Below are 23,926 nucleotides of genomic sequence, written 5' to 3' on the forward strand. Positions count from 1 at the left end.
ACGCCTTGCTGGCCTTTTACAAACCATGACCAAACGCCATCAACCGCAGGTTCCGTTCTAATGATCGTTCCCATGCTCCGCGTGGGAATGCAGCCTGCGACGCTCCGCGTCGCACGTGCGCAGTGGTGGCGGGACGCGGAGCGTCCCAAGAGGCATTCCCACGCGGAGCATGGGAACGATCATCAATCCAGTCGCTGAGTTCTTTCAGGAAAACTGCAGTGCCTTTACTGGGGCCGCTTCGCAGCCCAACGCAGGACAAGCCTGCTCGCCACAACAGCCCACCTGCCACAGACTTCGTGTTATCCGGTTGTGTAGATACCTATGGCTATCGCAGGCAAGCCAGCTCCCACTCTTTTAGATCACAGTCAGGCAGTTGGTTTTGAAGGGTTCAGGCATTCGATAGAGCGGTCCACCGTAGTCTTGGCCACTTCCAGCAAATGCCACACCGCCAGAATCTTCGCCCGCTGGGGACTGGCCAGCAGATCACCGCAATTGAGCGCGGTCGCTGAAGCGCTGTCGAGCAAGCTGGCGGTATCATGACAGAACGCCATCAATCGCAGGTTCCGCTTTAATGATCGTTCCCATGCTCCGCGTGGGAATGCAGCCCCTGACGCTTCGCGTCGCACGTGCGCAATGGTGGCGGGACGCGGAGCGTCCCAAGAGGCGTTCCTTTGCTGCGTGTGGGAACGATCGTCGTAATCGCTTTACTGACGCAGGAGGGTTCATGAGCGCTTATGACGCCAAAAGCTTGGATGAGGCATTTATTCACGCGGCAAGCTTGCCAAAAAAATTAAGTCAGACTTTGCCGCGCGACGTTATTTAGCTATGGGAACAAACGCCACGCTGCCGCCCGAGCGCTTCTGGAACAACCGCTCGCCGTTATCCGGTTGTGTGGTAATCACCGTGTGATCCGTGCCCAGGTAGGCCAGCGGCGTCGGGTCTTCCTTGGAATACTGCGCGACGATGATGGTGTGCTGCGGGTCGAAGCCCTGGCCGCTGGTTTTTTCCAGCCAGGCCATGAAGGCAGCGCTGTCGCCCTGGCGCGGGTAGTCCTGGGTTTCGCTGACGTAGTAGAACGGCTTGCCGCCATTTTGCAGGTACATCGGCACCTTGTTGTCGACTTCTACCATCACCATCTGCCAGTGAGACCACGGCGCAGTCTTGACTGCTTCTGCTTGTACATCGTCGGCGAAGCGGGTCACGCCGCCATTGCCGGTGACCCAGGGATAGATGCCGCCGAGCACCAGCAACAGCAAGCCTGCGGTGAAGCCAAAGCCTTTTTGCCAGCGCGGCCAACTGGCGGTTTTTTGCTCCAGGCGTTCACTCAACCACCAGGCGGCCAAGAGTTGGGCAAAGGGTACCAGCGGCAGCACGTAGTAGCTGCGCCGGCTGCCACTGGCGGTGAAGAACACAAACAGCAGGCCCAGGCCCCACACCAGCCAGCGCACGTTGGGTGGCGTTTGGCGCCAGTTGCGCAGCGCCAGCCACAGGCCCAGCAACCAGCACGGTGCCCAGGGCAAGGTGTAGGCGGGCAGGTAGATCAGGTAGGTGTAGATCGGCCCCATGTGGTCGAACGGGTCGAAGAAACGCACGACGTTTTCCTTGAACACCAGTTCTAGGCCACTCTCGCCGTAAGTCGGCGCGCCGTAGAGGTGGGACAGCACGAAGGGAATCGCATAAAACGCCGCTGCAATCAGCATAGCCAGCAGCAGGCGCAAATTGAGGTGGCGCTTGTAGCGCTGCTCGCTGAGCAAGTGCGGCAGCAGCACCAGGCCTGGCAGCACAAAACCGATCAAGCCTTTGAACAGCGAGGTGGCCGCCAGCAGCAGGAAAAATACGGTGTAGCGCCCCAGCCGCGTGTCGTCCGGCCCGCGCCAATACCACCACACCGCCGCCAGCACCCCGCACACGGTGAGGATGTCGGCCGTGGCCACGCGCGCCCAGAACAGAAAGTAGAAGGTGGTGGCGAGCATCCAGCCGGCAATCAGCCCGGTGCCTTTGCGAAACAGGCGTTCGCCGATCAGGTACACCAGCCAGATGCTCAGCCACGCTGCAATCACCGACGACAAACGCAGCGACCAGGGGCCAAGCCCGCCCATCAGGTTGGCGAAGCCGGTGATCAGCCAGTAGGAGGGCAGGGGTTTGTCGTAGTAGGGCGCGCCCTTGAGGTAGGGGTCGAAGTAATCACCGCTTTGCAGCATCTGCAATGCGATGTTGGCCCAGCGGGTTTCCGGCCCCCACAGGTCACGACTGCCCAGGCCCAGCAGCAGAAGCAGCGCCGAGACGCCCAGCAGCAGCACCAGGGCGCCGCGTTCGGTTTTGAACACACTCATGGGCGGCTCTCAAGGCAGGCGTAACGTTAAGGAAGCTGCGGATAAATAATCAAAAGCAGGGCGCCTTTGCGATAGCGTTTGCCGCCCGGTGGCAGTTGCCCTTCTTCGCGGTGTTCGCTGGTGCTGCGCACGCGCATCAGCACGCCGACCGAACCTTGCTGGCGCGCTTCGGCAAGCCAAGTCTGCACGCTGTCCAGGTCGACCTTGCGGTGCACCGAGTCGGCGTACTTGAGGCCATAACGCAGTTCACCTTCGGTGTCGTAAAACGCCACTTCCGTGCGGCCCAGGCGCCAAGACAAGGCCGACGCCGAGCCCAGCTCGTTGCTGATCAAAGCATGGGTTTGTTGCAATTCATCCAGATGCTCAAGCACGAACTGGTCGGGCATTTCGGTATCAGTGATCATCGCCGGCATGCCCGCCGGCAGTAATGCCACCAACAAGCCGATGCCCAGGGCCGGCATCGCCCACAAGGTCAGCGGGCGCAGCGCTTGCAGCAGGTTGGCGAGGATCCAGGCCAGCAATACGATAAACGCCAGGGACAGGCTGAACATCTCCGCGTGGCTGTTGCCGTACATCGGGTTGCTGATTTGCAGGTAAATCAACGCCACCATCGCCGCCAGGCCGACCACGGCGTTCACCAGGCCATTGATCAGGATCGCGCGGGTCTTGCCTTGCCGTATCAGGTCGATCAGCGCATGGCCCATCAACAAGGCCAGTGGCAGCAGGCACGGCATGATGTAGGTCGGCAATTTGCCGCGGCTCATGCTGAAGAAGGCCAGGGGCAACAGCAGCCACAGGGCCAGGAACACAATGGCCGGCTGGGCTTTGTCTTTCCAGGTCTTGATCAGTGTGGCCGGCAGCAACGCCGCCCATGGCAGGCAGGCGGCCACCATGATCGGCAGGAAGAACCACCAGGCGCGCGCATGCTGGGCATTGTCGGAAGAGAAGCGACGGATATGCTCGTGCCAGAAGAAGAAACGCCAGTAGTCGGGCTCTTGCAAGTGAATGGCCAAGGCCCACGGCACGCAGACGATCGCGGCGACCACAATGGCCAACGGGCCGTAGCGCAGCAGTTCACCCAGGCGGCGCTGCCAGAGGATGTACGGCACGGCGATCAGTACGGGCAACAGCCAGGCCAGAAAGCCCTTGGTCATAAAGCCCATGCCGCAGGCCACGCCCAGCACTGCCCAGGCACCCAGACGAGCACGCGACGTGCGGCTGTCGAGGGCAAACCACAGCGCTACCAGGCTGAGGTTGACCCAGAAGGTGAATTGCGGATCGAGGTTGGAATACCCCGCTTGCCCGGCCACCAGCCCGAAGCTCATGTAAAGCAGGGCGCAGGCGAAGCTTTTGCGCGGGTCGTTCCACAGGCGGCGAGCGATAAGGTAGGCCAGCAACACGCTCAGGCCGGTGGTCAAGGCTGAAGCCACACGCACGCCAAACAGGTTTTCACCGAACACCGCCTGGCCGAGGGCGATCAGCCAATAGCCGGCGGCGGGTTTTTCGAAATAGCGCACACCCATGAAGTGTGGTGCGACCCAATTGCCGCTCTGCAGCATTTCCTGGCTGATCTGGGCGTAGCGGGTTTCATCCGGGATCCATAAACCGTGCAGGCCCATGGGCAGTAGATAAAACACCGCGAAGGCCAATAGCAATAGAGGTAAAGGTTTAAGCAGTCGTGTCATGAAAACGTCACTCCTTGACGTTTAATGGCGAAGTAAGCAGATATGTAAAAGTTTGTAGGAAGAATCACTAAGTTCACTAAGTCGATGAAAATATTCATGACGTCCAATAGTTGCGGGCGCAGTTGAACATGCCAGAAGAGGGCTGTCGTTTTGCTGAACATGAAGAAAGTTATAGGTAAAAAAGTGTCTATAGCTTTTTAAGTACGGCGGACCAGGCGGGGCCGTTCATGATGCCAAGCGTCTCGAATTTGCCGTTGGCCAGTACGCGGACAAACAGGGCACTGCCGTACTCGGTAAATGGCGCGCGAGGGTAGCCCAAGGCGCTTTCAAAGTCGGCAATACAGCCACTGTGGGTGACAAAAACGAGGTTGCGACCAGGCCGTTTGCGGCTGAGCAACTCTTCATCGATGTCTTCGCCGCAGATGGTTTTTTCGCCTGGGGTCAGTTCGGCTCTACCGAACATGAAGTGCGAGGTCTGTACCGTGCGCAAGGCTGGGCTGGCAACGATGTCGCTGGTTTCCAGGCCCAGTAGTTTAAAGGCCTTGCCGACTTCTTCGGCGCGTTGGGTGCCGACGGTCGTCAGGCCTTCAGGTGCGCCGAAGCAGGGATTGGCCGAGCGGTCGCAGCGCTCTTCGTGACGCACCAGTACGATCAGGTCGCCATCGCGCCAGGCCGGCAGTACTTGCGAGGTGAGCAGGCGATTGCCGATGCTCAGGTCGCGCGGCGCAAACGGCCAAAACAGGAAGCCGGCGAGCAGCAAGCCGATAACGGCAAGGCCCGCCCACCACTTTCGCAGGCGCTTGAGATAGCCCCGGCGTGAGCGCGGTTTGGTCAGGGTAAGGTCAACCACATCATTCACCATGGGCACTGTCTTCAGTGTTTTATTCAAATAGGCGCAACGCACTGACGGATGCCCGTAGTTGAAACGGAGCGTGTCATAGCGCTGCTGTCTTTTGGCTGAACATCCAGCCGTTAGAAGTTGCCGTGGGCGGCAACTAACAAGTTGCCGACTATCGATACTGGGGGGCAATTTAGAGGGGCGAGGGTGGGCAGGCAGTGAAATCGATGTGAAAAATTTGCATGGGGTCGTCAGTCAGCCGTTATGCTCATTTGCAGTCCTTTAAACGAGCGTGTTTATGTTGCAGGTGCAAGGTGTTGTTAAAAGCTATGCCACGCCGCAAGGCCCACTGCCGGTGCTGGCAGGTGTCGACCTTTACCTTGGTGAGCGCAGCAGCCTGGCATTGATGGGCGAGTCGGGCAGCGGCAAAAGCACGTTGCTGCATCTGGTCGCCGGGCTCGACCGTGTGGACGCCGGCACTGTCCAGGTGGGCGAGCAACGCCTGGACCAACTGAGCGAGGCGCAACTGGCGCATTGGCGGCGTACCGAAATCGGCTTGGTGTTCCAGCAGTTCAACTTGATCGGCAGTTTGCGTGTCGACGACAACCTGGCGTTTCAGGCACGTCTGGCCGGTCGCTTCGACCCGCAATGGCAGGCGCAACTGGTCGAGCGCCTGGGCCTGGGCGACTTGCTCAAGCGCTATCCCGAACAGCTCTCCGGCGGCCAACAACAGCGGGTTGCGGTGGGGCGTGCGTTGGCCTCGCGCCCCGGCTTGTTGCTGGCGGATGAACCTACCGGCAATCTCGACGAGGCCACCAGCGATGACGTGCTGCAATTGCTGCTGGACCTGCTGCGAGACAGCCCCACCAGCCTGCTGATGGTGACCCACAGCCCGCGCATCGCCGCACGCCTGGACCGCCAGGTGGTGTTGCGGCGTGGCCGTGTGGTCGCTTGAGGTGAGGGTATTTTATTGGGCACTGCGCGCGCTGTTGAGCCATTGGCGGCGCCACCCGGTGCAGTTTTTCAGCGTGCTCACCGGCCTGTGGCTGGCCACCGCGCTGTTGACCGGCGTGCAAGCCCTTAACAGCCAGGCCCGCGACAGCTATGCGCGTGCCAGCCAACTGATTGGCGGTGAGCCCCAAGCCAGCCTGAGTGCGCCGGACGGCGCGAGCTTCCCGCAAGCGCTGTTTGCCGAACTGCGCCGCGCCGGCTGGCCGGTGTCGCCGGTGGTGCAGGGGCGGCTGCTGCTCAAGGGTCATGAAGATCTGCGCCTGCAATTGATGGGCATCGAGCCGTTGTCCTTGCCTGGTGGCGGTGCGGTGGCGGGGCAGCGCTTGAGCCAGGCGCAGATGCTCGGGTTTTTCAACCCGCCCGGGCAAACCTGGATCGCCGCGCAAACCTTGCAGGCGTTGGGGCTGCAGGCCGGTGCGCAACCGTTGACGGTGAGCGGGCAACGGTTGCCACCGTTGCAGGTGCAGCCCGACATGGCCCCCGGCCTGTTGCTGACCGATATTGGCTTCGCCCAACCGTTGTTGGACATGCCGGGGCGCCTGTCGCGCCTGCTGGTGGACAAGGCCTTTGCCGCCAACCACCCGACGCCGCCCGCCGCGTTGCAACTCAAGCAAGGCGAGGACAACAACCTCTCGCGCCTGACCGAGAGCTTTCACCTGAACCTCGATGCTTTGGGCTTTTTATCCTTTGTGGTCGGCCTGTTTATTGTCCACGCCGCCATCGGCCTGGCCCTGGAACAACGCCGTGGCTTGCTGCGCACTTTGCGTGCCTGCGGGGTCAGCGCGCGCGTGCTGATCGTCAGCCTGGCGGTTGAGCTGGGCGTGTTGTCGTTGCTGGGCGGCGTGCTGGGCGTGGTCAGTGGTTACCTGCTGGCAAGCCTGTTGTTGCCGGATGTGGCCGCCAGCCTGCGCGGCCTGTATGGCGCCGAGGTGGCGGGCCAGTTGAGCCTCAGCCCGTGGTGGTGGCTGGCCGGCCTGGGCTTGAGCCTGCTCGGCGCGCTGCTGGCGGGTGCCAGCAGCCTGTGGCGCGCGGCGCGTTTGCCCTTGCTGGCGCTAGCCAATGCCCAGGCCTGGCACGAGGCGCACCGGCGTTGGCTGCGACGTCAGGGTTGGGTGGCGGCTACGGCGTTGGCGATTGCAATGCTGGCGCTGTGGTGGGGCAACAGCCTCACTGCCGGGTTTGTGCTCATGGCAACCTTGCTGCTGGGCGCGGCGCTCGGCCTGCCGGTGGTGCTCAATGGCCTGTTGACGGCAGTGCTGGGACGTAGCCGTTCAGTATTGGGCCAGTGGTTTCTTGCCGACTGCCGCCAGCAGTTGCCGGCCTTGAGCCTGGCGTTGATGGCGTTGCTGCTGGCCCTGGCAGCGAACATTGGTGCAGGCTCCATGACGTCGGGTTTTCGCCAGACGTTCAATAACTGGCTGGAACAGCGCCTTACCGCCGAGCTGTACCTCAACCCGCAAAACCCGGCCCAGGCTGAGCAGCTTTCCAGCTGGTTGGCGCAGCAACCGCTGGTGCAGGCGGTGCTGCCTACCTGGCAGGTGGCGGTGCAATTGCAGGGCTGGCCGGCGGATGTGTTCGGGGTGGTCGACGATCCAACCTATCGCCAGCACTGGCCGTTGCTGCAAGCCGCCAGCACACCGTGGGATCAGCTGTTGCAGGGCGACAGCGTGATGCTCAGCGAGCAATTGGCGCGCCGCTTGAAGGTGGGCCTGGGCGACGCCATCAAGCTGCCCACGGCGCAAGGCGTCTGGTCGCCTAAAGTGGTGGGGGTTTACGCCGACTACGGCAACCCCAAGGGCCATCTGCTGGTCAATTCGCGACACTTGCTGGCGCACTGGCCGGGCCTGGCACCGGCGCGCTTCAACCTGCGCGTACTGCCCGGCAATGTACCGGCACTGGTGCAGGAAGTGCGGCGTGACTTTGCCCTGGAGGACAGCCGTATTGTCGATCAGCAGCAGCTCAAAGGCTGGTCGAGCCAGGTGTTCGAACGCACCTTCGCCGCCACCGCCGCACTCAACAGCCTGACCCTGGGTGTCGCCGGTGTGGCGCTGTTTATCAGCCTGCTGACCCAGAGCCAAAGCCGCCTTGGCCAACTCGCACCGCTATGGGCGCTGGGCGTGACGCGCCGGCACCTGATGCTGCTGAACCTCGGCCAAACCTGGCTACTGGCGGTGTTGACGCTGGTATTGGCCTTACCCTTGGGCCTGCTGCTGGCGTGGTGCCTGGACGCGGTAATCAATGTGCAGGCGTTCGGCTGGCGCCTGCCATTGCAAGTGTTCCCGTGGCAACTGGCGCAATTGTTGGGGCTGGCACTGCTTGCCACGCTGCTGGCCTCGGCCTGGCCGCTATGGCAGTTGTACCGCAGTCGCCCGGCGGATTTGCTGAGGACCTTTGCCAATGAAGATTAAAGCCTGGTGGTGGGCCGCCGTATTGCTATTGACCGCCTGCGACAAAGCCCCCGCGCCGCCGGAAAGCTTCGCCGGCCTTGGCAGCGACGCGGCGGATTTCGCCCAGGTGGTGCCTGGCAAGGTCTTCAGCTTTCCCGAGGACCACGGCCCGCACCCAGGCTTTCGCATCGAATGGTGGTACGTCACCGCCAACCTCAAGGATGCCCAAGGCCATGTGTTCGGCGTGCAATGGACGCTGTTTCGCAACGCGTTGAAGGCCGGGCCGGTACTCGCGGGCTGGCGCGACTCGACGATCTGGCTGGGCCACGCCGCCGTCACGTCCGCCACCCGGCATTACGCCGCTGAGCGTTACGCCCGTGGTGGCGTGGGCCAGGCAGGCGCCCAGGCAGCGCCGTTCACGGCTTGGCTCGACGATTGGCGTTTCGCCACCCGGCCAGGTGCCGCCAGCGCCTTGACCGATATGCAACTCAAGGCCGCAGGCCCACAGTTTGCCTACGATTTGCACCTGACCTCCAGCCGCCCGCTGGTGCTGCAAGGCGATAACGGCTACAGCCGTAAATCCGATCAAGGCCAGGCGTCCTACTACTACAGCCAGCCGTTTTTTACCGCAACGGGCAACGTCACCCTCGACGGCACCACCTACCAGGTCAGCGGCCCGGCCTGGCTCGACCGCGAATGGAGCAGCCAACCGCTGGCCGCCAGCCAGACCGGCTGGGACTGGTTCTCCCTGCACCTGGACCGAGGCGAGCAGTTGATGCTGTTTCGCGTGCGGCAAAAAGACGGCGCGGGTTACCTGACCGGCACCTGGATCGACCGCGCAGGGCATACCCAGACTCTGCACAATGCCGATATCCAACTCACCCCATTGGCCAGCACCGAGATTGACGGGCGCACTGTTCCTACGCGCTGGTCACTGAAAATTCCCGGCAAGCAGCTGGACATCACCCCCCAGGCCGTCAACCCGAAGGCATGGATGAACCTGAGTATTCCGTACTGGGAAGGGCCGGTGCAGTTTGACGGTGGTGTGGGGTATCTGGAGATGACCGGGTATTAATCGCGGGTTTTTGTAGGCGATTTTTCTCTGCCGAGTAGGCAACTTCCCAAATGTGATTTCCCGCGCCCGCCCTTGTGTGCGGGGCGCCTGCGCTTGCCTATATTCCGACGCCATCTTCATTGCATCCGGGATGGAAGGCATGGCGCGGGGATTCATCAATGACCGCATAACGGACTACAACAGTCTGAAATCCAGGGCGCTGGGCGGGGCGCCAAATCGTCAGCGTTCTGATCACTTTGACGTGTTGAACCGGCACTTGCGTACTGGCCTGGTAACACCGGGGCAACTGGTGATTATCCCTGACGACTTCAGCTTCAGCTGTCGCAGTGAAGAAGCCTGGTTGATGCGTTATGGCGAGCAGATTCGCTGGCGGCTGGAGCCATCGGCCGGTTCGGCGGTGATCAATAACTACGACTTGCTGCAGAGCTTGCTGGCAAATGGCTCGATCGGTATCGGCAGCGCCACGTCGGCGTGGGCGCGGCATCTGGATGAAGTGGCGCAGACCCTGCAGGCGATTGAGCGCTTGCATCAGCGGTTGAAGGGCGGTGGGTTGGACCGGGGAGAGTTTGCTCGCCAGCGCCAAGGGCTGTTTCGGCAGTTGGACGCGCAACTGCAAGGCGCGGCGCGGTTTGGCACGGGGTTACGGGGCAATCAATCGTTGAAGAAGGTGCTGGGGATATCGACCAAAAGCTTTCTGCATAAGGGTGAGATTGCCGGGTATGCGCAGCGGGTTGGGGACGTGGCGCAGGTGTCGAAGTGGTTGGGGAAGGGGACTTATGTGGGGTTGGCCATGGATGTGGGGGTGACAGGATTGGAGGTCAAGGAGGCGTGTATGACGGGAAGGGAGGCCCTGTGCAGCCGGGCGAAATATGTGGAACCGGCGAAGTTGCTGGGCAGTGTTGCAGGCGCTGCGCGCGGCGGCGCCTTGGGGGCAAAGGTGACACGCCGTGTGTGTTCGATGGTCATGGGGATTGCGCTCAAAGGGAGAGGCGAACTGATTTGTGGGGTTCTCGGGGGCGCTGCTGGAGGTGCTGTGGGCGGGAGCATAGGTGGGCTCGGGGGCGAAATGGTCGGTGAACTGATTTATCAACCGGAGAGTATATGAGCACGATCCTCTACACGGTGTGTGTGATTGTTCTCGCAGTATCACCAGGCGTTTCATACGGCCTAATGGTATTCGTCGAGAACACAAAGCTAGATGAACTGGAGAGCTGTTTCAGCGCCAACACGATGGTATGTGACAACAAGCGTTATTGGTGGCGAAATCGCGCCAGAGACAGGTTCAAGCGCACGAGCCTGATCGTAGGCTTTTTGTTCTTGCCAAATCTGTGCGTGAGGAGGGGCTATGTCACCCGGGCAGAGCTGGCTGCAGTTCCCTTGAGCTTGAAGCGTTGGGCGCTTTGGCCCTATTTGTCTGGAATGGTTTGGTTTTTCAGTGCGACCGCCTGGTGTATTTGGATGAAATGGTAGAGCACGAAAATTCGCCTAAAAAATACTGTACAGATATACAGTATTGTTCTACATTCCATCCCAGGTGACCGGATGTCACCGATCACCTGAGCATTAATTTTTTAACTATGGATGGATAAAAAATGAAACCAACCAAAGCCTTTATGCTGGGCGCGGCCATGATGGCCTCCTGCTTTATCTCGGCCTCTGCCCTGGCCGATCTTACCCTTCCCAAACTCACCCCTGGCACAGTCAGCCAAGGCGAGATTGACGCGCTCAAACCTGGCGGCACGCTCACTGCGGTGCCGATCCCGGAGGAGCTGCGGCAAAAGCTGCTGGATGCGCGGGACGGCAAGGCCAAGGCGGTCACTAAAGCGGCCAGATCCGCACCGTTCAACACCGTTATCGGCGCGTTGAAAAAGCCGAGTCAGGACACGCTGAAAAGTGCAGCGGTCGCCGCCTTTGTACCGTTGTTTCCGACCCTGGATATCAACACCCTCTACACCATCAGTGAAGTGCAAACGGGCCAGGATTTCCCTTACCACTTCAACCTGCCAAAAAGCGCGCGGGTGCTGGTGCAGTTGATCAACCAGAGTGCCGGCGCCGACATGTCGCTGAGCCTGTTCCGCGACGACGGCCAAGGCAACCTGCAACTGCTGGCCACCGCCGATAACGCCGGCAATGCCGATGAATACATCGACGGCGTGCTGCCGGCCGGTGACTACTACTGGTACATGGTAGCCAAGACCGCAACCAACGCGCAGTTCAGTTTTGGCGTAGCGGCAGACACCAACATCGATGCCTTCGAGCCCAACGACACGCAGCAGGACGCTTTTGCGCTGCCGGACTCGATGAACAAGGTGAGCGGCAACCTCGACAACGCCAACGACGTCGATTACTTCGACTTCAAGGCGGTGCGTGGCCAGGCCGTGAGCATGTACCTGGCCGGCGATGACAGTGGCAGCCGTAACCAGTGGATCTTAGAGCGCTTTGATGGCGTCAACTGGATCGTCGTGCCAGCCGGTTCTACCTCCACTTACCCGAGCGTCACGCCGGGTACCACCGTCAAGGTACGTGTGCGGGCCAACCCGGCCGTGACGCAGGACCCGAGCAAGTACTACAAACTGAGCCTCGGCTCTGCGCCACGGCTGAACAGCTCGCAGGTAACCGGTGACAATATCGTGCGGGTACCGGCATCGATATTCTGGATGGCGACCCAGGCGGGGCGCACATTGAACTGGACCACCAACTGGTCCGATTCCACGGGTGCGCCACTGCTGGGCGTCACACCTGTGCTGCGTGTCGACAAGCGCTTTGAGGGCACCGAGTTCCACTGGACCGACTTCAAGGCCACCACCAACAGTGCCGGCGTGCAGTACACCTGGGACACCACCTTCAACTTCGGCGGCTGGCGTATCGAGCTGGACGAGTTCCCGGGCGTGGGTGTCGGCGGTGATAACGTGCAGTATGTGACCTTTGGGCACATCTGCACCCAAAACATCATCCATTGATACCGTGATGTAAATCAGAAGGGGCAGCCTGAACGGGCTGCCCCTTTTTTGTTACTCGCCAGCCAACGCAAGTTTCAGTGGCAGGCGCGCCATGCTGGTGCTCGTGAGCGAGCCGAGGTACAACCAGTCGCCGTATTCGCGGGCGGTGGTGATCGGCGAGAAATTGCCCGCCGTGCCATCCTGCAAGTTGGCGATGACCTTGCCATCGGTGTCCAGCCCCAGCACAAAGGCTTTGCGCTCGATGGGCTTGGGCACCACCATCAATGCGCGCACCATCACCTTGCGCAACAACGGGTAGCCGGCGAAACCATCCAGCAACGGGTTGCGCGGCGAATACAGCGCGACCCAGAAGCGATCTTGGCCATTGAAACTGAGGTTGTCCGGCAGGCCCGGCAGGTTGTCGATAAACAAATCGTGGGTGCCGCTGCGCTCGCCCTTGAGCCAATAGCGACTGATGCGGTAGGCGCCGGTTTCGTTCACCAACACGTAGTTTTCATCCGGCCCCAGGGTCACGCCATTGGCAAATTGCAGCCGGTCCAGCAATACCTCGGTGGTGCCGTTGCTGAAGTCATAGCGCAGCAACCGCCCGTCGCCGCCATGTTCGATCACCGCTGTGCCGTCCTGGCCATAGCCCCAGCGGCTCGTCGCATCGCTGAAGTAGGCATAGCGCCCGCCGGCATCGACGGTCACATCATCGGTGAGACCAAACGGCACGCCGTCAGCGCTGCTGCTCAACAGCTTGAGTTGGCGGTTGGCATCCAAGGCAAGCAAACCCTTGACCCCATCGGCAATGATCAAACGCCCATCGGGGTGCAACGCCAGGCCGAGCGGGCGGCCGCCGGTGTTGGCGAGCACCTCCAGGGTGTGGCTGTTTGGCGAGGTACGGATGATGCGCCCGTCCTGCAGGCCGCTGATCAGAAAACCCTGGGGGTCGAGCAGCAAGGCTTCGGGGCCGGCAATGTCCGGGGCGCCGATTTTTTCAATGCCCTTGAGCCGCTGGTTCTCGGCGTAGGCGCCGTCTTTGAGTGAAGGCGCCTTGGGTGGCGACCAGTTCACCGGTTGCACTTTGGTCGGCATCAGCAGCAGAAAAGCGATGACTGCAAGCAGCAGTACGAACAGTAAATGGCGCAGTTTTTTGGGACGGGTACTCATGACTATTCCTGGTTGTCGTGGGCGTTCGGCTCCCAGTGCAGGGTGCCGAACAGGTAATCCATCAGTGGTAGGACGATATTGAAATTGCGCCCCTGCATCAGCTCACGGCGGTGGTGCAGGGCATGCAACTGGTGCATCTGGCGAATCCATGGCAGGCGGGCCACCGGGTGCTCGACGGGCAGGTGTTCGCAGGCGTGAAACACTTCGTAAAGTAAATACCCAAGGATCATACAGCCGGCAAACAGCCCGGCGACATTGGGGCTCAATTGCTTTAGCAGCCACCAGGCGGGCAGGGTGATCGCCAGGCTGTGCAGCACGATCAGCCAGGCCGGGAACAGAATCACACGCCAGTCTCGGGGGCTGTCGTAGGTCATGTGGGCGGGGGTGAAAAAACTGTGGTGGTCACCCGTGTGGCGCGCATAAAACAGCCGGGCCAGGCTGTGTTTGTGATGGCCGAGGTGGCGGTGTACGAGGTAGATGCACAGGTTGAAGAACACCAGCGTCAGGGGCACGGTCAGCCACTGCAGCGCGGTGATGTTCGCGGTGGAGGACCAGGCCAGGGCTATGCAGACGATGCCGTAGCCGAGCACGAAACTGGCGTGCAGCCAGGGGTTGTATCGGGCGCTCACGGCGGCGCGGTAGCGGGCGCGGAAGGTCTCGGTAGGATGGGCCATGGCGGCAAGCTCTGGTTTTTTTGTTGGAGCCTGAGCTTAGTTGGTACGCGAGATAGTGCGAGTTTTTGCGCAGTACGCGGTTCAAGTGTGGGAGTTGGGTTGTCTGCGCTGACGGTTGGGCGGTGTACATATCCGTTGCTGCGGTAACGGCGGCTTAGGGTTGCGCCCTGACGGCGGCTCACTTTTTGAGGGACCGCAATGCCGGCCCAGCAAAAAGTAAGCAAAAAATCCTCGCCCCAACACTCGGTGCCTCGCTATGGCTCGGCATGCCCGCAAATCGCTGTCAGATTGCGGCCACCGTGTTTGACGGGGCGATTTCGGATCAAGATCACGATCAAACGCGCAGATCAAAAGACCGCTGACTTCGTCAGCGAAAAGAATGTAAGGGCCGGAGCAACAGCAACAGTAGACCTCATCCCCAAAGCTGCACGCGGTCAACTGTGGGAGCGGGCTTGCTCGCGAATGCGGTGTGTCAGTGACAGATGAATAGACTGACCCACCGCATTCGCGAGCAAGCCCGCTCCCACATTTAGCCCGCGTTGCACCAGGTAGACAGGCTTTTGCCTTGCACTTGATCTGGCTCTTGCTTCAACCACTCATGCACACCGACAAACCGCCACGGCACACAAGCCCACTCCCACCTTTCGACTGCGGCCGACCAATGGCCTCTTGCACAGCCCCGATTTACTTGCTAGCTTCTCGCAAAATGTTAACGATAACATTTGCTCTAAAAATAAAAACAAAACAGAGAACCACGCCATGAAAATGCTCAAAAAAACCCTGTGTTTACTGGCTTTCAGCATCACCCTCGGCGCCACCGGCGCAGCGTTTGCCGACGCCGCCAAACCGATCCGCATCGGCGCCTCCTTCCAGGAAATCAACAACCCCTATTTCGTCACCATGAAAAACGCCCTGGAAGAAGCCGGCGCGACCATCGGTGCGAAGCTGATCATTACCGACGCCCGCCACGACGTGTCCAAGCAGGTCAGCGATGTCGAAGACATGCTGCAAAAGGGCATCGATATCCTGCTGATCAACCCCACCGACTCGGTGGGCGTGCAATCGGCGGTCAAATCTGCGCACGCTGCGGGTGTGGTGGTGGTCGCGGTGGACGCCCAGGCCGACGGCCCGTTGGATTCCTTCGTCGGTTCAAAAAACTTCGACGCCGGCTTCCAAGCCTGTGAATACCTGGCCAAGAACATCGGCGACAAAGGCAATATCGCTATCCTCGACGGCATCGCCGTGGTGCCGATCCTTGAGCGTGTGCGCGGCTGCAAAGAAGCGGTGGCCAAGTACCCGGACATCAAGATTGTCAGTATCCAGAACGGCAAGCAGGAACGTGACCAGGCGCTCACCGTCACCGAAAACATGCTGCAGGCCCAGCCGGGCCTCAAGGGTATTTTCAGCGTGAATGACAACGGCTCCCTCGGCGCACTGTCGGCCATCGAAGCCAGCGGCCTGGACGTGAAACTGGTCAGCGTCGACGGCGCGCCGGAAGCCATCAAGGCGATTCAGAAGCCCGGCAGCAAGTTCATCGCCACCTCGGCGCAATACCCGCGCGATCAGATCCGCCTGGCCCTGGGCATCGCCCTGGCCAAGAAGTGGGGCTCGCAAGTACCGGCCACCATTCCCGTCGATATCACTTTGATCGACCAGGCCAAGGCCAAGGATTTCAGCTGGTAAATCGCCCCGGCCCCACGTGAACCGTGGGGCTTGAGGTCTCCTTCTGAATACGAGGTCGGCAGTATGAGCAGTCTTCTGAAGCTGGAAAATATCTGTAAGCGCTACCCGGGCGTACAGGCCCTCAAGTCCATCAACCTGCAGGTCGAGCGCGGCGAAATTCATGCGCTGCTGGGTGAAAATGGCGCGGGCAAGTCGACCCTGATGAAGATCCTCGGCGGCGTCGAGCATCAGGACGAAGGGCAGATTTTGATCGATGGCCAGGCGCAAAAGTTTGCCACTTACCGCGACGCGATCGCTGCCGGTATCGGCATCGTGTTCCAGGAATTCAGCCTGATTCCCTATCTCACGGCGGTGGAAAACATCTTCCTCGGCCATGAGCTCAGCAACCGCTTCGGCCTGCTGCGCAAGCGCGAAATGGTCGAGGCCAGCGAGGCGTTATTCAAACGCCTGGGTGTGAGTATCAACCTGCAATGCGCGGTCCAGCACCTGAGCGTGGCCGAGCAGCAATTCGTCGAAATCGCCAAGGCCCTGGCCCTGGATGCGCGCCTGTTGGTACTCGATGAACCGACCGCCACCCTCACGCCCAGCGAAGCGGAGTTGCTGTTCGAGATCATGCGCGAACTCAAGCGCCAGGGCGTGGCGGTGATCTTCATCTCTCACCACCTGGAGGAGATTTTCCAGGTGTGCGACCGCATCAGCGTGCTGCGCGATGGCGGCAACGTGGGCGTGACCGATGTGGCCGACAGTGATATCGACCGGCTCGTCGAGATGATGGTCGGCCGACGCCTGGAAAACAGTTTCCCGCCTAAACCGACCACCGCACGCGGCCCGTTGCTGCTGGAGGTCAAGGACATCCAGCTGGTGCGCAATGGCCCGCACAACCGCTTCCAGCTGCACAAGGGCGAGATCCTCGGCTTTGCCGGGCTGGTCGGCTCCGGTCGCACCGAGCTGGCGCTGGGCATGATGGGCGCGCTGCCATCGGTGAGCAAAGACGTGTGGTTGCGCGGCGAGAAAGTCACCCTGGATGACCCGGCGCAAGCCTTGGCCCACGGCATCGGTCTGCTGCCGGAAAGCCGCAAGAGCGAAGGGCTGATCACCGATTTCAGCATTCGCGAAAACATCTCCCTGAACAACCTGCCCAAATACCAGAACGCCACTGGCCTGATCGACAAGGCCAAGGAGTGCGCCAGCGTCGACGCGCTGATGCGTCAGCTGTCGATCAAGGCCCCCAGTGTCGAAAGCCGGGTGTTCAACCTCAGCGGCGGCAACCAGCAAAAGGTCGTGATTGCACGCTGGATCAACCACCACTGCGACGTGCTGGTGTTCGACGAACCCACGCGCGGCATCGACGTTGGCGCCAAGGCGCAGATCTACGCCCTGATGCGCAGCCTCACCGAACAAGGCTACGCGATCATCATGATTTCTTCCGAACTGCCCGAAGTCATCGGCATGTGCGACCGCGTCGCCGTGTTCCACAAGGGCGCCATCGTCAAGCTGCTGGAAGCGGCCGCCGTCAACCCACAAGAGGTCATGCGCCATGCAACAGGGGGCTCAAGTGAATATGTCCATTAATACCGGCGACACCAGCCGACTGCGCCTGAACCTGGCGCGGCTGCTGCGCTCGCCGGCGTTTTATCCCTTTGTAGGGTTGGTGGTGGTGACCCTGGTGATGATCTTTGCCAGCGACAACTTCCTCACCACCAGCAACCTGTCGAACATTGCGCGCCAGGTGTCGATCAACGCGATTATCGCGGTGGGCATGACCTGCGTGATTCTCACCGGCGGCATCGACCTGTCGGTAGGGCCGGTGATGGCGCTGTCGGGCACCTTGACCGCAGGGCTGATGGTCGCGGGCCTGCCGCCGGGCCTGGCGATTGGCGCCGGCATGCTCATCGGCGTGGCCTTCGGCATCGGCAATGGCTTGTTCGTCGCCTACCTGCACATGCCGCCAATCATCGTCACCCTGGCGACCATGGGCATCGCTCGTGGCCTGGGCCTGATGTACACCGACGGCTACCCGATTTCGGGCTTGCCGGAGTGGTTCGGTTTCTTCGGCCGCCAGAGCCTGTTCGGCGTCGACGTGCCGATCCTGATCATGCTGGTCACCTACTTTGCCGCTTATGTGTTGCTGCAACACACGCGCATCGGCCGCTACATCTACGCCATCGGCGGCAATGAAGAAGCAGTGCGTTTGTCGGGCGTGCGGGCGGCACGCTTCAAGTTGCTGGTGTACGGCATCAGCGGCCTGACCGCAGCGATTGCCGGGCTGGTGCTCACCTCACGCTTGATGAGCGGCCAGCCGAACGCCGGCGTGTCGTTCGAGCTGGATGCGATTGCGGCGGTGGTACTCGGCGGTGCGTCGATTGCCGGCGGGCGCGGGGTCATTGTCGGCACCTTGCTCGGCGCGATGCTGCTGGGCGTACTCAACAACGGCTTGAACATGCTCGGGGTCTCGCCCTACGTCCAGAGCGTGATCAAGGGCGGGATCATTTTGCTGGCGATTTTCATCAGCCGTCAGCGCCATAAATAAACACCTGACAAGAAAGGACCGAACCCATGGACAAGCACACCGAGATGCAAGCCGTCGTCTGCCACGGCCCCAAAGACTACCGCCTGGAACGCATCGGCAAACCCAAGGCGCGCCCCAATGAACTGGTGATCCGCATCGCCGCCTGCGGCATCTGCGCCAGTGATTGCAAGTGCCACTCCGGCGCGGCGATGTTCTGGGGTGGCGATAACCCGTGGGTCAAGGCGCCGGTGGTGCCGGGCCATGAGTTTTTCGGCTACGTGGAAGAAGTGGGCGAGGGCGCCGAGGAACACTTTGAAGTGGCGGTGGGCGACAAGGTGATCGCCGAGCAGATCGTGCCGTGCGGCAAGTGCCGCTTCTGCAAGTCGGGCAAGTACTGGATGTGTGAAGTACACAATATCTTCGGCTTCCAGCGTGAAGTCGCCGAAGGCGGCATGGCCCAGTACATGCGCATTCCCAAGACCGCCATTGTGCACAAGATTCCTGAGTCGGTGTCGCTGGAAGACTCGGCGCTGGTGGAGCCGATGGCGTGTTCGATCCACACCGTCAACCGTGGCGAAATCCAGCTCGATGACGTGGTGGTGATCGCCGGTGCCGGTACGCTGGGGCTATGCATGGTTCAGGTGGCTGCGCTGAAAACCCCGAAAAAACTGGTGGTGATCGACATGGTCGACGAGCGCCTGGAACTGGCCAAGAAATTTGGCGCTGACGTGGTGATCAACCCGTCCCGCGACAATGCCCGCGAGATCATCAACGGCCTCACCGATAACTATGGCTGCGACGTGTACATCGAAACCACCGGCGTGCCCGCCGGCGTGACCCAGGGCCTGGACCTTATCCGCAAGCTCGGGCGGTTTGTCGAGTTCAGCGTGTTCGGCGCCGAGACCAGCGTCGACTGGTCGATCATCGGCGACCGCAAGGAGCTGGACGTGCGCGGCGCGCACCTCGGCCCGTATTGCTACCCGATCGCTATCGACCTGTTCGAGCGCGGCCTGGTGACCTCCAAGGGCATCGTGACCCATGACTTCCCGCTGGATGACTTTGCCGAGGCCTTCGCGTTGGCTAACTCAACCAAATCGATCAAGGTGCTGTTGAAGCCGGTGATTTGATCTATGAACTATGTAATGGGTGTCGATATAGGAACCCAGAGCACCAAGGCGCTGCTGGTGGATGGTCAAGGTACGATCATCGCCCAGCACAGCCAGGGGGATCGCGTCGATACCCCGAAAGTGCGCTGGGCCGAGCAATGGCCGCAGGTGTGGCTGGAGGCGGTCGAGGCGTGTGTGGCGCAGTGCATGGCCAAATCCGGCGTGGCGTCCGGGCAGGTCAAGGCGCTGTGCATCAGCAGCCTGTACGGCGGTTCGGGAATTGCTGTTGACGCGCAGATAAAGCCGCTGCACCCGTGCCTGATCTGGATGGACCGCCGCGCGGGCGAGCAGGTGGCGTGGGTGCGTGAGCACCTGGACCTGGAGCGCTTGTTCGAAATCACCGGTAACTCGGTGGACAGCTACTACGGCTTCACCAAGATGCTCTGGCTCAAACAGCATCAGCCGCAGGTGTGGGCTGACACGCGCTACCTGCTGCCGCCCAACAGCTATATCAACTGGTGCCTTACCGGTGAGCTGGCGGTGGACCATAGCAGCGCAGGCAATATCGGTGGCGTCTACGACGTGAAGGCGCGCGGCTGGTCCGCCGAGATGCTCGATGCGCTGGGCATCCCACAGGCCATGATGCCCGAGCGGTTGGTGTACTCCGGTGAAGTGGTGGGCGGTTTGCTCGAAAGCTGGGCCACGCGCCTGGGCTTGCAGGCGGGTACGCCGATCCTGGCCGGCGGTGTGGATGCGGCGATGGCCACGCTGGCGGCGGGTGTGACGCGGCCGGGCAACCATGTGGCGATGATCGGTACCAGCATGTGCTGGGGTTATCTGAACCAGCATGTGGACGCACACCACGGGCTGGTGAGCATGCCCCACGTCTACAACGGCCATCGGGACCTGTACATCTTTGGCGGTGCAATCACCGCCGGGGCGTCGGTCAGCTGGTTTCGCGAGCAGTTCTGCCAGGCCGAAGAACAGCAGGCCCAGGCCACCGGCCAGGACAGCCTGGTGTTGCTGGAACAGAGCGCGACCCAGGTTCCGGCGGGCAGCGAGGGTTTGCTGTTCCTGCCGTACCTGATGGGCGAGCGCAGCCCGGTATGGGACGACCGCGCCAGCGGCAGCTTTGTCGGGCTGAACCTGTATCACAGCCGTATTCACCTGTACCGCGCGGTGCTTGAGGGTGTGAGTTTCGCCCTGCGCCACAACATTGAGGCCGGTACCCAGGGCGCGCATTCGCTGGACCCACGCCTGATCGTGGTGGGTGGCGCGAGCCATTCGGATTTGTGGATGCAGATTATTGCCGATGTTACGCGTTACCCGGTTTACACCATTGTGCAGGAGGTGGAAGCGGCCTTGGGTGCGGCGTTGCTGGCGGCGCATACGGTGGGGTTGGTGAGTGACGACGAGATGGACAAAGGCTGGGTGCAGCTGGAGTTGCGGGCACAGCCCAAGCGCGAAAATGTCATGACGTATGACCGGGCGTTTGCTGAGTACCTGAAGCTATATCCCGCCCTCAAACCGATCATGCACAACCTGCAAACCAACTGACCCAACACAGATCAAAAGTGTGGGAGCTGGCTTGCCTGCGATAGCGGTGTATCAGTGAAAAATGAGCTGACTGACCCACCGTCATCGCAGGCAAGCCAGCTCCCACAGGGATCTTCATTGTCTATCGAGAAGTGACCATGACCACCACCTTCAACTTCACCCGCCAGCGCATCCTCGTCACGGGCGCCAGCAGCGGCATCGGTCGCGAAATCGCCCAACAGCTGATTGCCGCCGGTGCCGAGGTGTTCGCCCTTGGCCGCGACGCGCAAGCCTTGTCACAGCTGGGTTGCAACAGCCTATGCCTGGATATCGCCGACAGCATCGCCCTGGATAAAGCCCTGGCAGACTTGCCGCCCTTGCACGGCCTGGTCAACTGCGCCGGCATCTCACGCCTGGAACCCGCCGCTGCCATCACCGCCGAGGCGTTCGATCAGGTCATGCAGGTTAACGCCCGCGCCGCCGCCCAGGTCGCCAGCCGAGTGGCGGCAAAAATGATCGAAGCCAACATCCCCGGCAGCATCGTCAATGTCTCCAGCCAGGCCTCGCTGGTGGCGCTGGACGATCACCTCGGTTACTGCGCCTCAAAGGCCGCACTGGACGCGATCACCCGCGTGCAATGCGCCGAGTGGGGCCGCTTTGGCATTCGTGTGAACAGCGTCAACCCCACGGTCACGCTCACGCCGATGGCGACCAAGGCCTGGTCTGACCCGGCCAAGCGCGACCCGGCGCTGGCGGCCATTCCTCTGGGGCGTTTTGCACAAACCGTGGAAGTCGCATTGCCGGTGCTGTTTCTGCTCAGCGATGCCGCCAGCATGATCAGCGGCGTCAGCCTGCCGATCGATGGTGGCTACACCAGCCGCTAGCCGTTTTCCAGCACGCCGGCGATCACCACCTTGTCCCGTGGCTTGTACGGGTCCTGCAAGCGGTCAAGCAGCAGGCGTACCGCGCTGCTGCCGGCCAGTGAGGCGTCATGAGCCACGCAGGCGATCGGCACACCGAAGATATCCGCGAAGGGCAGGCGGTCGATGCCGCAGATGGTCAGGCTGTCGTGGGCAATGTTGTGCATGCGCAAGGCACGCAGGGCGCCGAGGGTGATCAATTGGTTGAAACCCATGATCGCATCGGGCGCCGAGTGCTCGGCCAGGTAGTCGAGGGTGTGCAGGTAAGACGGCATCAACGTGTAGTCACCGGCCTGCACTTCGACGTGGATATGGGGGTGCTCAGCCAGCACTTCGCGCAGGCCCTTGAGGCGCTCCACGGTGATACGTGAATGCTCCGGGCCAGTGAGCACCAACAGGCGCTTGAGGTCGGGCGTGTTGCGCAGCAGGTAGTTCGCAGCCTGGATGCCGCTGTGGTAGTTGTCGAGCACCACGCGGCTGAACGGGCTGTCGTGGAGCGTGCGGTCGAGCAGCACCACCGGGGTTTTGCCGTTGCCCAGGCGCTCCAGGTAGTCGGGCTGGTAGCTGGGCTCGTCCGAGACCGGCGACAGGATAATCCCCGCGACGCGATAGCCCAGCAGGGTATCGACAGCTTTGCTTTCGAGTTCTTCCAGCTCATCGGTGTCCACCAGCATGATGGTGTAGCCGTGCTTTTTTGCCTCGCGGGAAATCGCCTTGATCATCTCGCTGTAGAACGGGTTGTCGACCGAGGCGGTGATCACGCCGATGATCAGGCTCTCACTGCGCTTGAGGCCGCGTGCGAAGGCGTTGGGCACGTAGTCAAGCTCGCGCGCCACTTCGAGAATGCGCGCCAGGGTGGCGGGCTTGACCAGGTCGGGCTTGCTCAATGCGCGGGACACCGTGATGGTGGTCATGCCCACCCGCTTGGCGATGTCGCTGATGGTGACGGACTTTTTCTTGTTCATCGGTAAGGCTGCGCTGGGAAACATCCGCAGGCTAGCATGCGCGCGGGTGTAGGGTGATTCAAATCAGCGGGTCCCAGCGTTGTGACCAGTCGCTTTCGGCCTTGACCACTTCACGCAGCAGCCCCAGCGCCTGCTGCAATACCGCCGAATCCCGCGCCCGTGAGTAGACCAGGTAGGTCGGGAAGCTGAATTCCGGCGCTTTCGGGACGCGCTGCATGACGCCGCTGTCCAGGTAGCTTTGCACCACGCGCGTGCGGAAGTACCCGGCGCCGCCGTTCTCCAGGATGTACTGCAGGGCCAGCGGCCCGAGGTTGAAACTCAGCGCGGCGCGGGCTTTGTCGGGCAGGGCGGCGTCGTGTTGCTGGCGAAAGCCCGGGCCCCAGTCGATATACACGTAAGGGGCGGGTTTGCTGGTTAACTGCACCAGGATCAGTTTTTCTTCCAGCACTTGCTCGACCTGCAGGCCTGGCCAGTATTGTGGCTGGAATACCAGTGCGGCATCGAGTACGCCCAGTTCGAGTTGGCGTAACAGGTATTCGCCTTCACGCACTTCGGTGCGCAGTGCATGGCCGGGGATCTGTTCGCGCAAGGCCTTGGCCCAGCCGAGCATCAGCGGGTTGCACAGGCTGACCTCGCCGCCGATATGCAGCACGTTGCGGTAGCCATCGGGCAGTGGCAGGTCGCGCTTGGCGGCTTCCCAGGTTTGCAGCAATTGGTTGGCGTACACCACAAACGCCTCGCCATCGGCGGTCAGCCTGGCGCCTGCGCGGTTGCGCACAAACAGTGTGCTGCCCAACTGGCTTTCCAGGCTCTTGACCCGTGCGGTGATGGCGGTCTGGGTGACGTGCAGTTTCTCGGCGGCCGCGGCCAGGCTGCCGCAGCGGGTGATTTCGAGGAAGGTGCGTGCCAGTTCGATGTCCATGAAGCCCCCGGGGATGAATGGGGGACAGTGTAATGGAATGTGCTCAAGGCTGTGGTTGGTGGTTGGTGGTTGGTGTGTATATCCGTTGGCTTGGTAACGGCCACTTAGGGTTCCGCCCTGACGGCGGGTCACTTTTTGAAGGACCAAAAAGGTAACCAAAAAGTCCTCGC

General features: G+C 61.4%; 20 protein-coding genes. 12 read left to right on the forward strand and 8 right to left on the reverse strand.

Annotated features, from left to right (window positions below):
• Nucleotides 1-365: 365 nt before the first annotated feature.
• The 4 genes from K0H48_RS20450 to K0H48_RS20465 all read right to left on the reverse strand — a co-directional run bounded on the left by K0H48_RS20450 (nt 366) and on the right by K0H48_RS20465 (nt 4,880).
• Entirely contained in the window at nt 366-551 is a 186-nt protein-coding gene (locus tag K0H48_RS20450) for a hypothetical protein (RefSeq protein WP_219268926.1), read from the reverse strand.
• Between the two features lie 264 nt (nt 552-815).
• A complete protein-coding gene (locus K0H48_RS20455) occupies nt 816-2,333 on the reverse strand; it encodes a glycosyltransferase family 39 protein (RefSeq protein ID WP_219268889.1) in 1,518 nt (505 codons plus the stop codon).
• 26 nt (nt 2,334-2,359) lie between these two features.
• On the reverse strand, nt 2,360-4,018 hold the full coding sequence (gene arnT, locus K0H48_RS20460) for a lipid IV(A) 4-amino-4-deoxy-L-arabinosyltransferase (protein WP_219268890.1): 1,659 nt from the start codon (nt 4,016-4,018) through the stop codon (nt 2,360-2,362).
• 187 nt (nt 4,019-4,205) lie between these two features.
• Nucleotides 4,206-4,880, reverse strand: coding sequence for a histidine phosphatase family protein (locus K0H48_RS20465; protein ID WP_219268891.1), 675 nt, complete (start codon nt 4,878-4,880; stop codon nt 4,206-4,208).
• A 274-nt stretch (nt 4,881-5,154) separates the two neighbouring features.
• Between K0H48_RS20465 and K0H48_RS20470 the strand changes: the two genes are divergently transcribed.
• The 6 genes from K0H48_RS20470 (at nt 5,155) to K0H48_RS20495 (ending at nt 12,289) form a co-directional block, all read left to right on the forward strand.
• Nucleotides 5,155-5,811, forward strand: coding sequence for an ABC transporter ATP-binding protein (locus K0H48_RS20470; protein WP_138814754.1), 657 nt, complete (start codon nt 5,155-5,157; stop codon nt 5,809-5,811).
• A gap of 1 nt (nt 5,812) precedes the next feature.
• On the forward strand, nt 5,813-8,275 hold the full coding sequence (locus K0H48_RS20475) for an FtsX-like permease family protein (protein WP_219268923.1): 2,463 nt from the start codon (nt 5,813-5,815) through the stop codon (nt 8,273-8,275).
• Nucleotides 8,265-9,329 carry a lipocalin-like domain-containing protein gene (locus tag K0H48_RS20480; protein WP_219268892.1) on the forward strand — a complete coding sequence of 355 codons (1,065 nt, stop codon included), beginning with the start codon at nt 8,265-8,267 and terminating at the stop codon, nt 9,327-9,329. The genes K0H48_RS20475 and K0H48_RS20480 overlap by 11 nt, the downstream gene beginning before the upstream one ends.
• 139 nt (nt 9,330-9,468) lie before the next feature.
• The gene (locus K0H48_RS20485) at nt 9,469-10,434 is read left to right on the forward strand and encodes a hypothetical protein (protein WP_219268924.1); all 966 of its coding nucleotides are present in this window, start codon (nt 9,469-9,471) and stop codon (nt 10,432-10,434) included.
• The gene (locus K0H48_RS20490) at nt 10,431-10,799 is read left to right on the forward strand and encodes a hypothetical protein (protein ID WP_099487495.1); all 369 of its coding nucleotides are present in this window, start codon (nt 10,431-10,433) and stop codon (nt 10,797-10,799) included. Before K0H48_RS20485 ends, K0H48_RS20490 begins: the two co-directional genes overlap by 4 nt.
• A 122-nt stretch (nt 10,800-10,921) precedes the next feature.
• Complete coding sequence (locus tag K0H48_RS20495) at nt 10,922-12,289, forward strand: hypothetical protein (RefSeq protein WP_219268893.1); 1,368 nt, start codon at nt 10,922-10,924, stop codon at nt 12,287-12,289.
• A 51-nt stretch (nt 12,290-12,340) separates the two neighbouring features.
• Here the strand turns inward: K0H48_RS20495 and K0H48_RS20500 are convergent, their stop codons facing one another.
• On the reverse strand, nt 12,341-13,441 hold the full coding sequence (locus K0H48_RS20500) for an SMP-30/gluconolactonase/LRE family protein (protein ID WP_219268894.1): 1,101 nt from the start codon (nt 13,439-13,441) through the stop codon (nt 12,341-12,343).
• A 2-nt stretch (nt 13,442-13,443) separates the two neighbouring features.
• A complete protein-coding gene (locus K0H48_RS20505; RefSeq protein WP_219268895.1) occupies nt 13,444-14,115 on the reverse strand; it encodes a sterol desaturase family protein in 672 nt (223 codons plus the stop codon).
• Nucleotides 14,116-14,874: 759 nt separating this feature from the next.
• Between K0H48_RS20505 and K0H48_RS20510 the strand changes: the two genes are divergently transcribed.
• From K0H48_RS20510 to K0H48_RS20535, 6 genes are all read left to right on the forward strand, one after another.
• The gene (locus tag K0H48_RS20510) at nt 14,875-15,798 is read left to right on the forward strand and encodes a substrate-binding domain-containing protein (RefSeq protein WP_219268896.1); all 924 of its coding nucleotides are present in this window, start codon (nt 14,875-14,877) and stop codon (nt 15,796-15,798) included.
• A gap of 63 nt (nt 15,799-15,861) precedes the next feature.
• Nucleotides 15,862-17,370, forward strand: a complete 1,509-nt coding sequence (locus tag K0H48_RS20515; RefSeq protein WP_219268897.1) for a sugar ABC transporter ATP-binding protein — start codon at nt 15,862-15,864, stop codon at nt 17,368-17,370.
• A complete protein-coding gene (locus tag K0H48_RS20520; RefSeq protein WP_138814764.1) occupies nt 17,336-18,328 on the forward strand; it encodes an ABC transporter permease in 993 nt (330 codons plus the stop codon). The genes K0H48_RS20515 and K0H48_RS20520 overlap by 35 nt, the downstream gene beginning before the upstream one ends.
• Nucleotides 18,329-18,354: 26 nt before the next feature.
• Entirely contained in the window at nt 18,355-19,434 is a 1,080-nt protein-coding gene (locus K0H48_RS20525; RefSeq protein ID WP_219268898.1) for an alcohol dehydrogenase catalytic domain-containing protein, read from the forward strand.
• 3 nt (nt 19,435-19,437) lie between these two features.
• A complete protein-coding gene (locus K0H48_RS20530) occupies nt 19,438-20,970 on the forward strand; it encodes an FGGY-family carbohydrate kinase (RefSeq protein WP_219268899.1) in 1,533 nt (510 codons plus the stop codon).
• 137 nt (nt 20,971-21,107) lie between these two features.
• A complete protein-coding gene (locus tag K0H48_RS20535) occupies nt 21,108-21,833 on the forward strand; it encodes an SDR family oxidoreductase (protein ID WP_219268900.1) in 726 nt (241 codons plus the stop codon).
• Here K0H48_RS20535 and K0H48_RS20540 read toward each other — a convergent pair.
• Together K0H48_RS20540 and K0H48_RS20545 are read right to left on the reverse strand one after the other, a co-directional pair.
• Entirely contained in the window at nt 21,830-22,834 is a 1,005-nt protein-coding gene (locus K0H48_RS20540) for a LacI family DNA-binding transcriptional regulator (RefSeq protein ID WP_219268901.1), read from the reverse strand. The genes K0H48_RS20535 and K0H48_RS20540 overlap by 4 nt on opposite strands.
• A 58-nt stretch (nt 22,835-22,892) precedes the next feature.
• Nucleotides 22,893-23,756 carry a LysR family transcriptional regulator gene (locus tag K0H48_RS20545; protein WP_099549979.1) on the reverse strand — a complete coding sequence of 288 codons (864 nt, stop codon included), beginning with the start codon at nt 23,754-23,756 and terminating at the stop codon, nt 22,893-22,895.
• Nucleotides 23,757-23,926 lie beyond the last annotated feature (170 nt).

It is taken from the genome of Pseudomonas sp. Xaverov 259, assembly GCF_019352915.1.
Classification (GTDB): Bacteria; Pseudomonadota; Gammaproteobacteria; order Pseudomonadales; family Pseudomonadaceae; genus Aquipseudomonas.

Bases quoted from the DNA above. Each gene is read 5' to 3' on its own strand.
- K0H48_RS20520 (WP_138814764.1), top strand. From the start codon at position 17,336: ATGCAACAGGGGGCTCAAGTGAATATGTCCATTAATACCGGCGACACC.
- K0H48_RS20510 (WP_219268896.1), top strand. From the start codon at position 14,875: ATGAAAATGCTCAAAAAAACCCTGTGTTTACTGGCTTTCAGCATCACC.
- K0H48_RS20480 (WP_219268892.1), top strand. From the start codon at position 8,265: ATGAAGATTAAAGCCTGGTGGTGGGCCGCCGTATTGCTATTGACCGCC.
- K0H48_RS20500 (WP_219268894.1), bottom strand. From the start codon at position 13,441: ATGAGTACCCGTCCCAAAAAACTGCGCCATTTACTGTTCGTACTGCTG.
- K0H48_RS20525 (WP_219268898.1), top strand. From the start codon at position 18,355: ATGGACAAGCACACCGAGATGCAAGCCGTCGTCTGCCACGGCCCCAAA.
- K0H48_RS20495 (WP_219268893.1), top strand. From the start codon at position 10,922: ATGAAACCAACCAAAGCCTTTATGCTGGGCGCGGCCATGATGGCCTCC.
- K0H48_RS20540 (WP_219268901.1), bottom strand. From the start codon at position 22,834: ATGAACAAGAAAAAGTCCGTCACCATCAGCGACATCGCCAAGCGGGTG.
- K0H48_RS20450 (WP_219268926.1), bottom strand. From the start codon at position 551: ATGGCGTTCTGTCATGATACCGCCAGCTTGCTCGACAGCGCTTCAGCG.
- arnT (WP_219268890.1), bottom strand. From the start codon at position 4,018: ATGACACGACTGCTTAAACCTTTACCTCTATTGCTATTGGCCTTCGCG.
- K0H48_RS20465 (WP_219268891.1), bottom strand. From the start codon at position 4,880: ATGGTGAATGATGTGGTTGACCTTACCCTGACCAAACCGCGCTCACGC.
- K0H48_RS20455 (WP_219268889.1), bottom strand. From the start codon at position 2,333: ATGAGTGTGTTCAAAACCGAACGCGGCGCCCTGGTGCTGCTGCTGGGC.
- K0H48_RS20485 (WP_219268924.1), top strand. From the start codon at position 9,469: ATGGCGCGGGGATTCATCAATGACCGCATAACGGACTACAACAGTCTG.
- K0H48_RS20530 (WP_219268899.1), top strand. From the start codon at position 19,438: ATGAACTATGTAATGGGTGTCGATATAGGAACCCAGAGCACCAAGGCG.
- K0H48_RS20490 (WP_099487495.1), top strand. From the start codon at position 10,431: ATGAGCACGATCCTCTACACGGTGTGTGTGATTGTTCTCGCAGTATCA.
- K0H48_RS20535 (WP_219268900.1), top strand. From the start codon at position 21,108: ATGACCACCACCTTCAACTTCACCCGCCAGCGCATCCTCGTCACGGGC.
- K0H48_RS20545 (WP_099549979.1), bottom strand. From the start codon at position 23,756: ATGGACATCGAACTGGCACGCACCTTCCTCGAAATCACCCGCTGCGGC.
- K0H48_RS20470 (WP_138814754.1), top strand. From the start codon at position 5,155: ATGTTGCAGGTGCAAGGTGTTGTTAAAAGCTATGCCACGCCGCAAGGC.
- K0H48_RS20515 (WP_219268897.1), top strand. From the start codon at position 15,862: ATGAGCAGTCTTCTGAAGCTGGAAAATATCTGTAAGCGCTACCCGGGC.
- K0H48_RS20505 (WP_219268895.1), bottom strand. From the start codon at position 14,115: ATGGCCCATCCTACCGAGACCTTCCGCGCCCGCTACCGCGCCGCCGTG.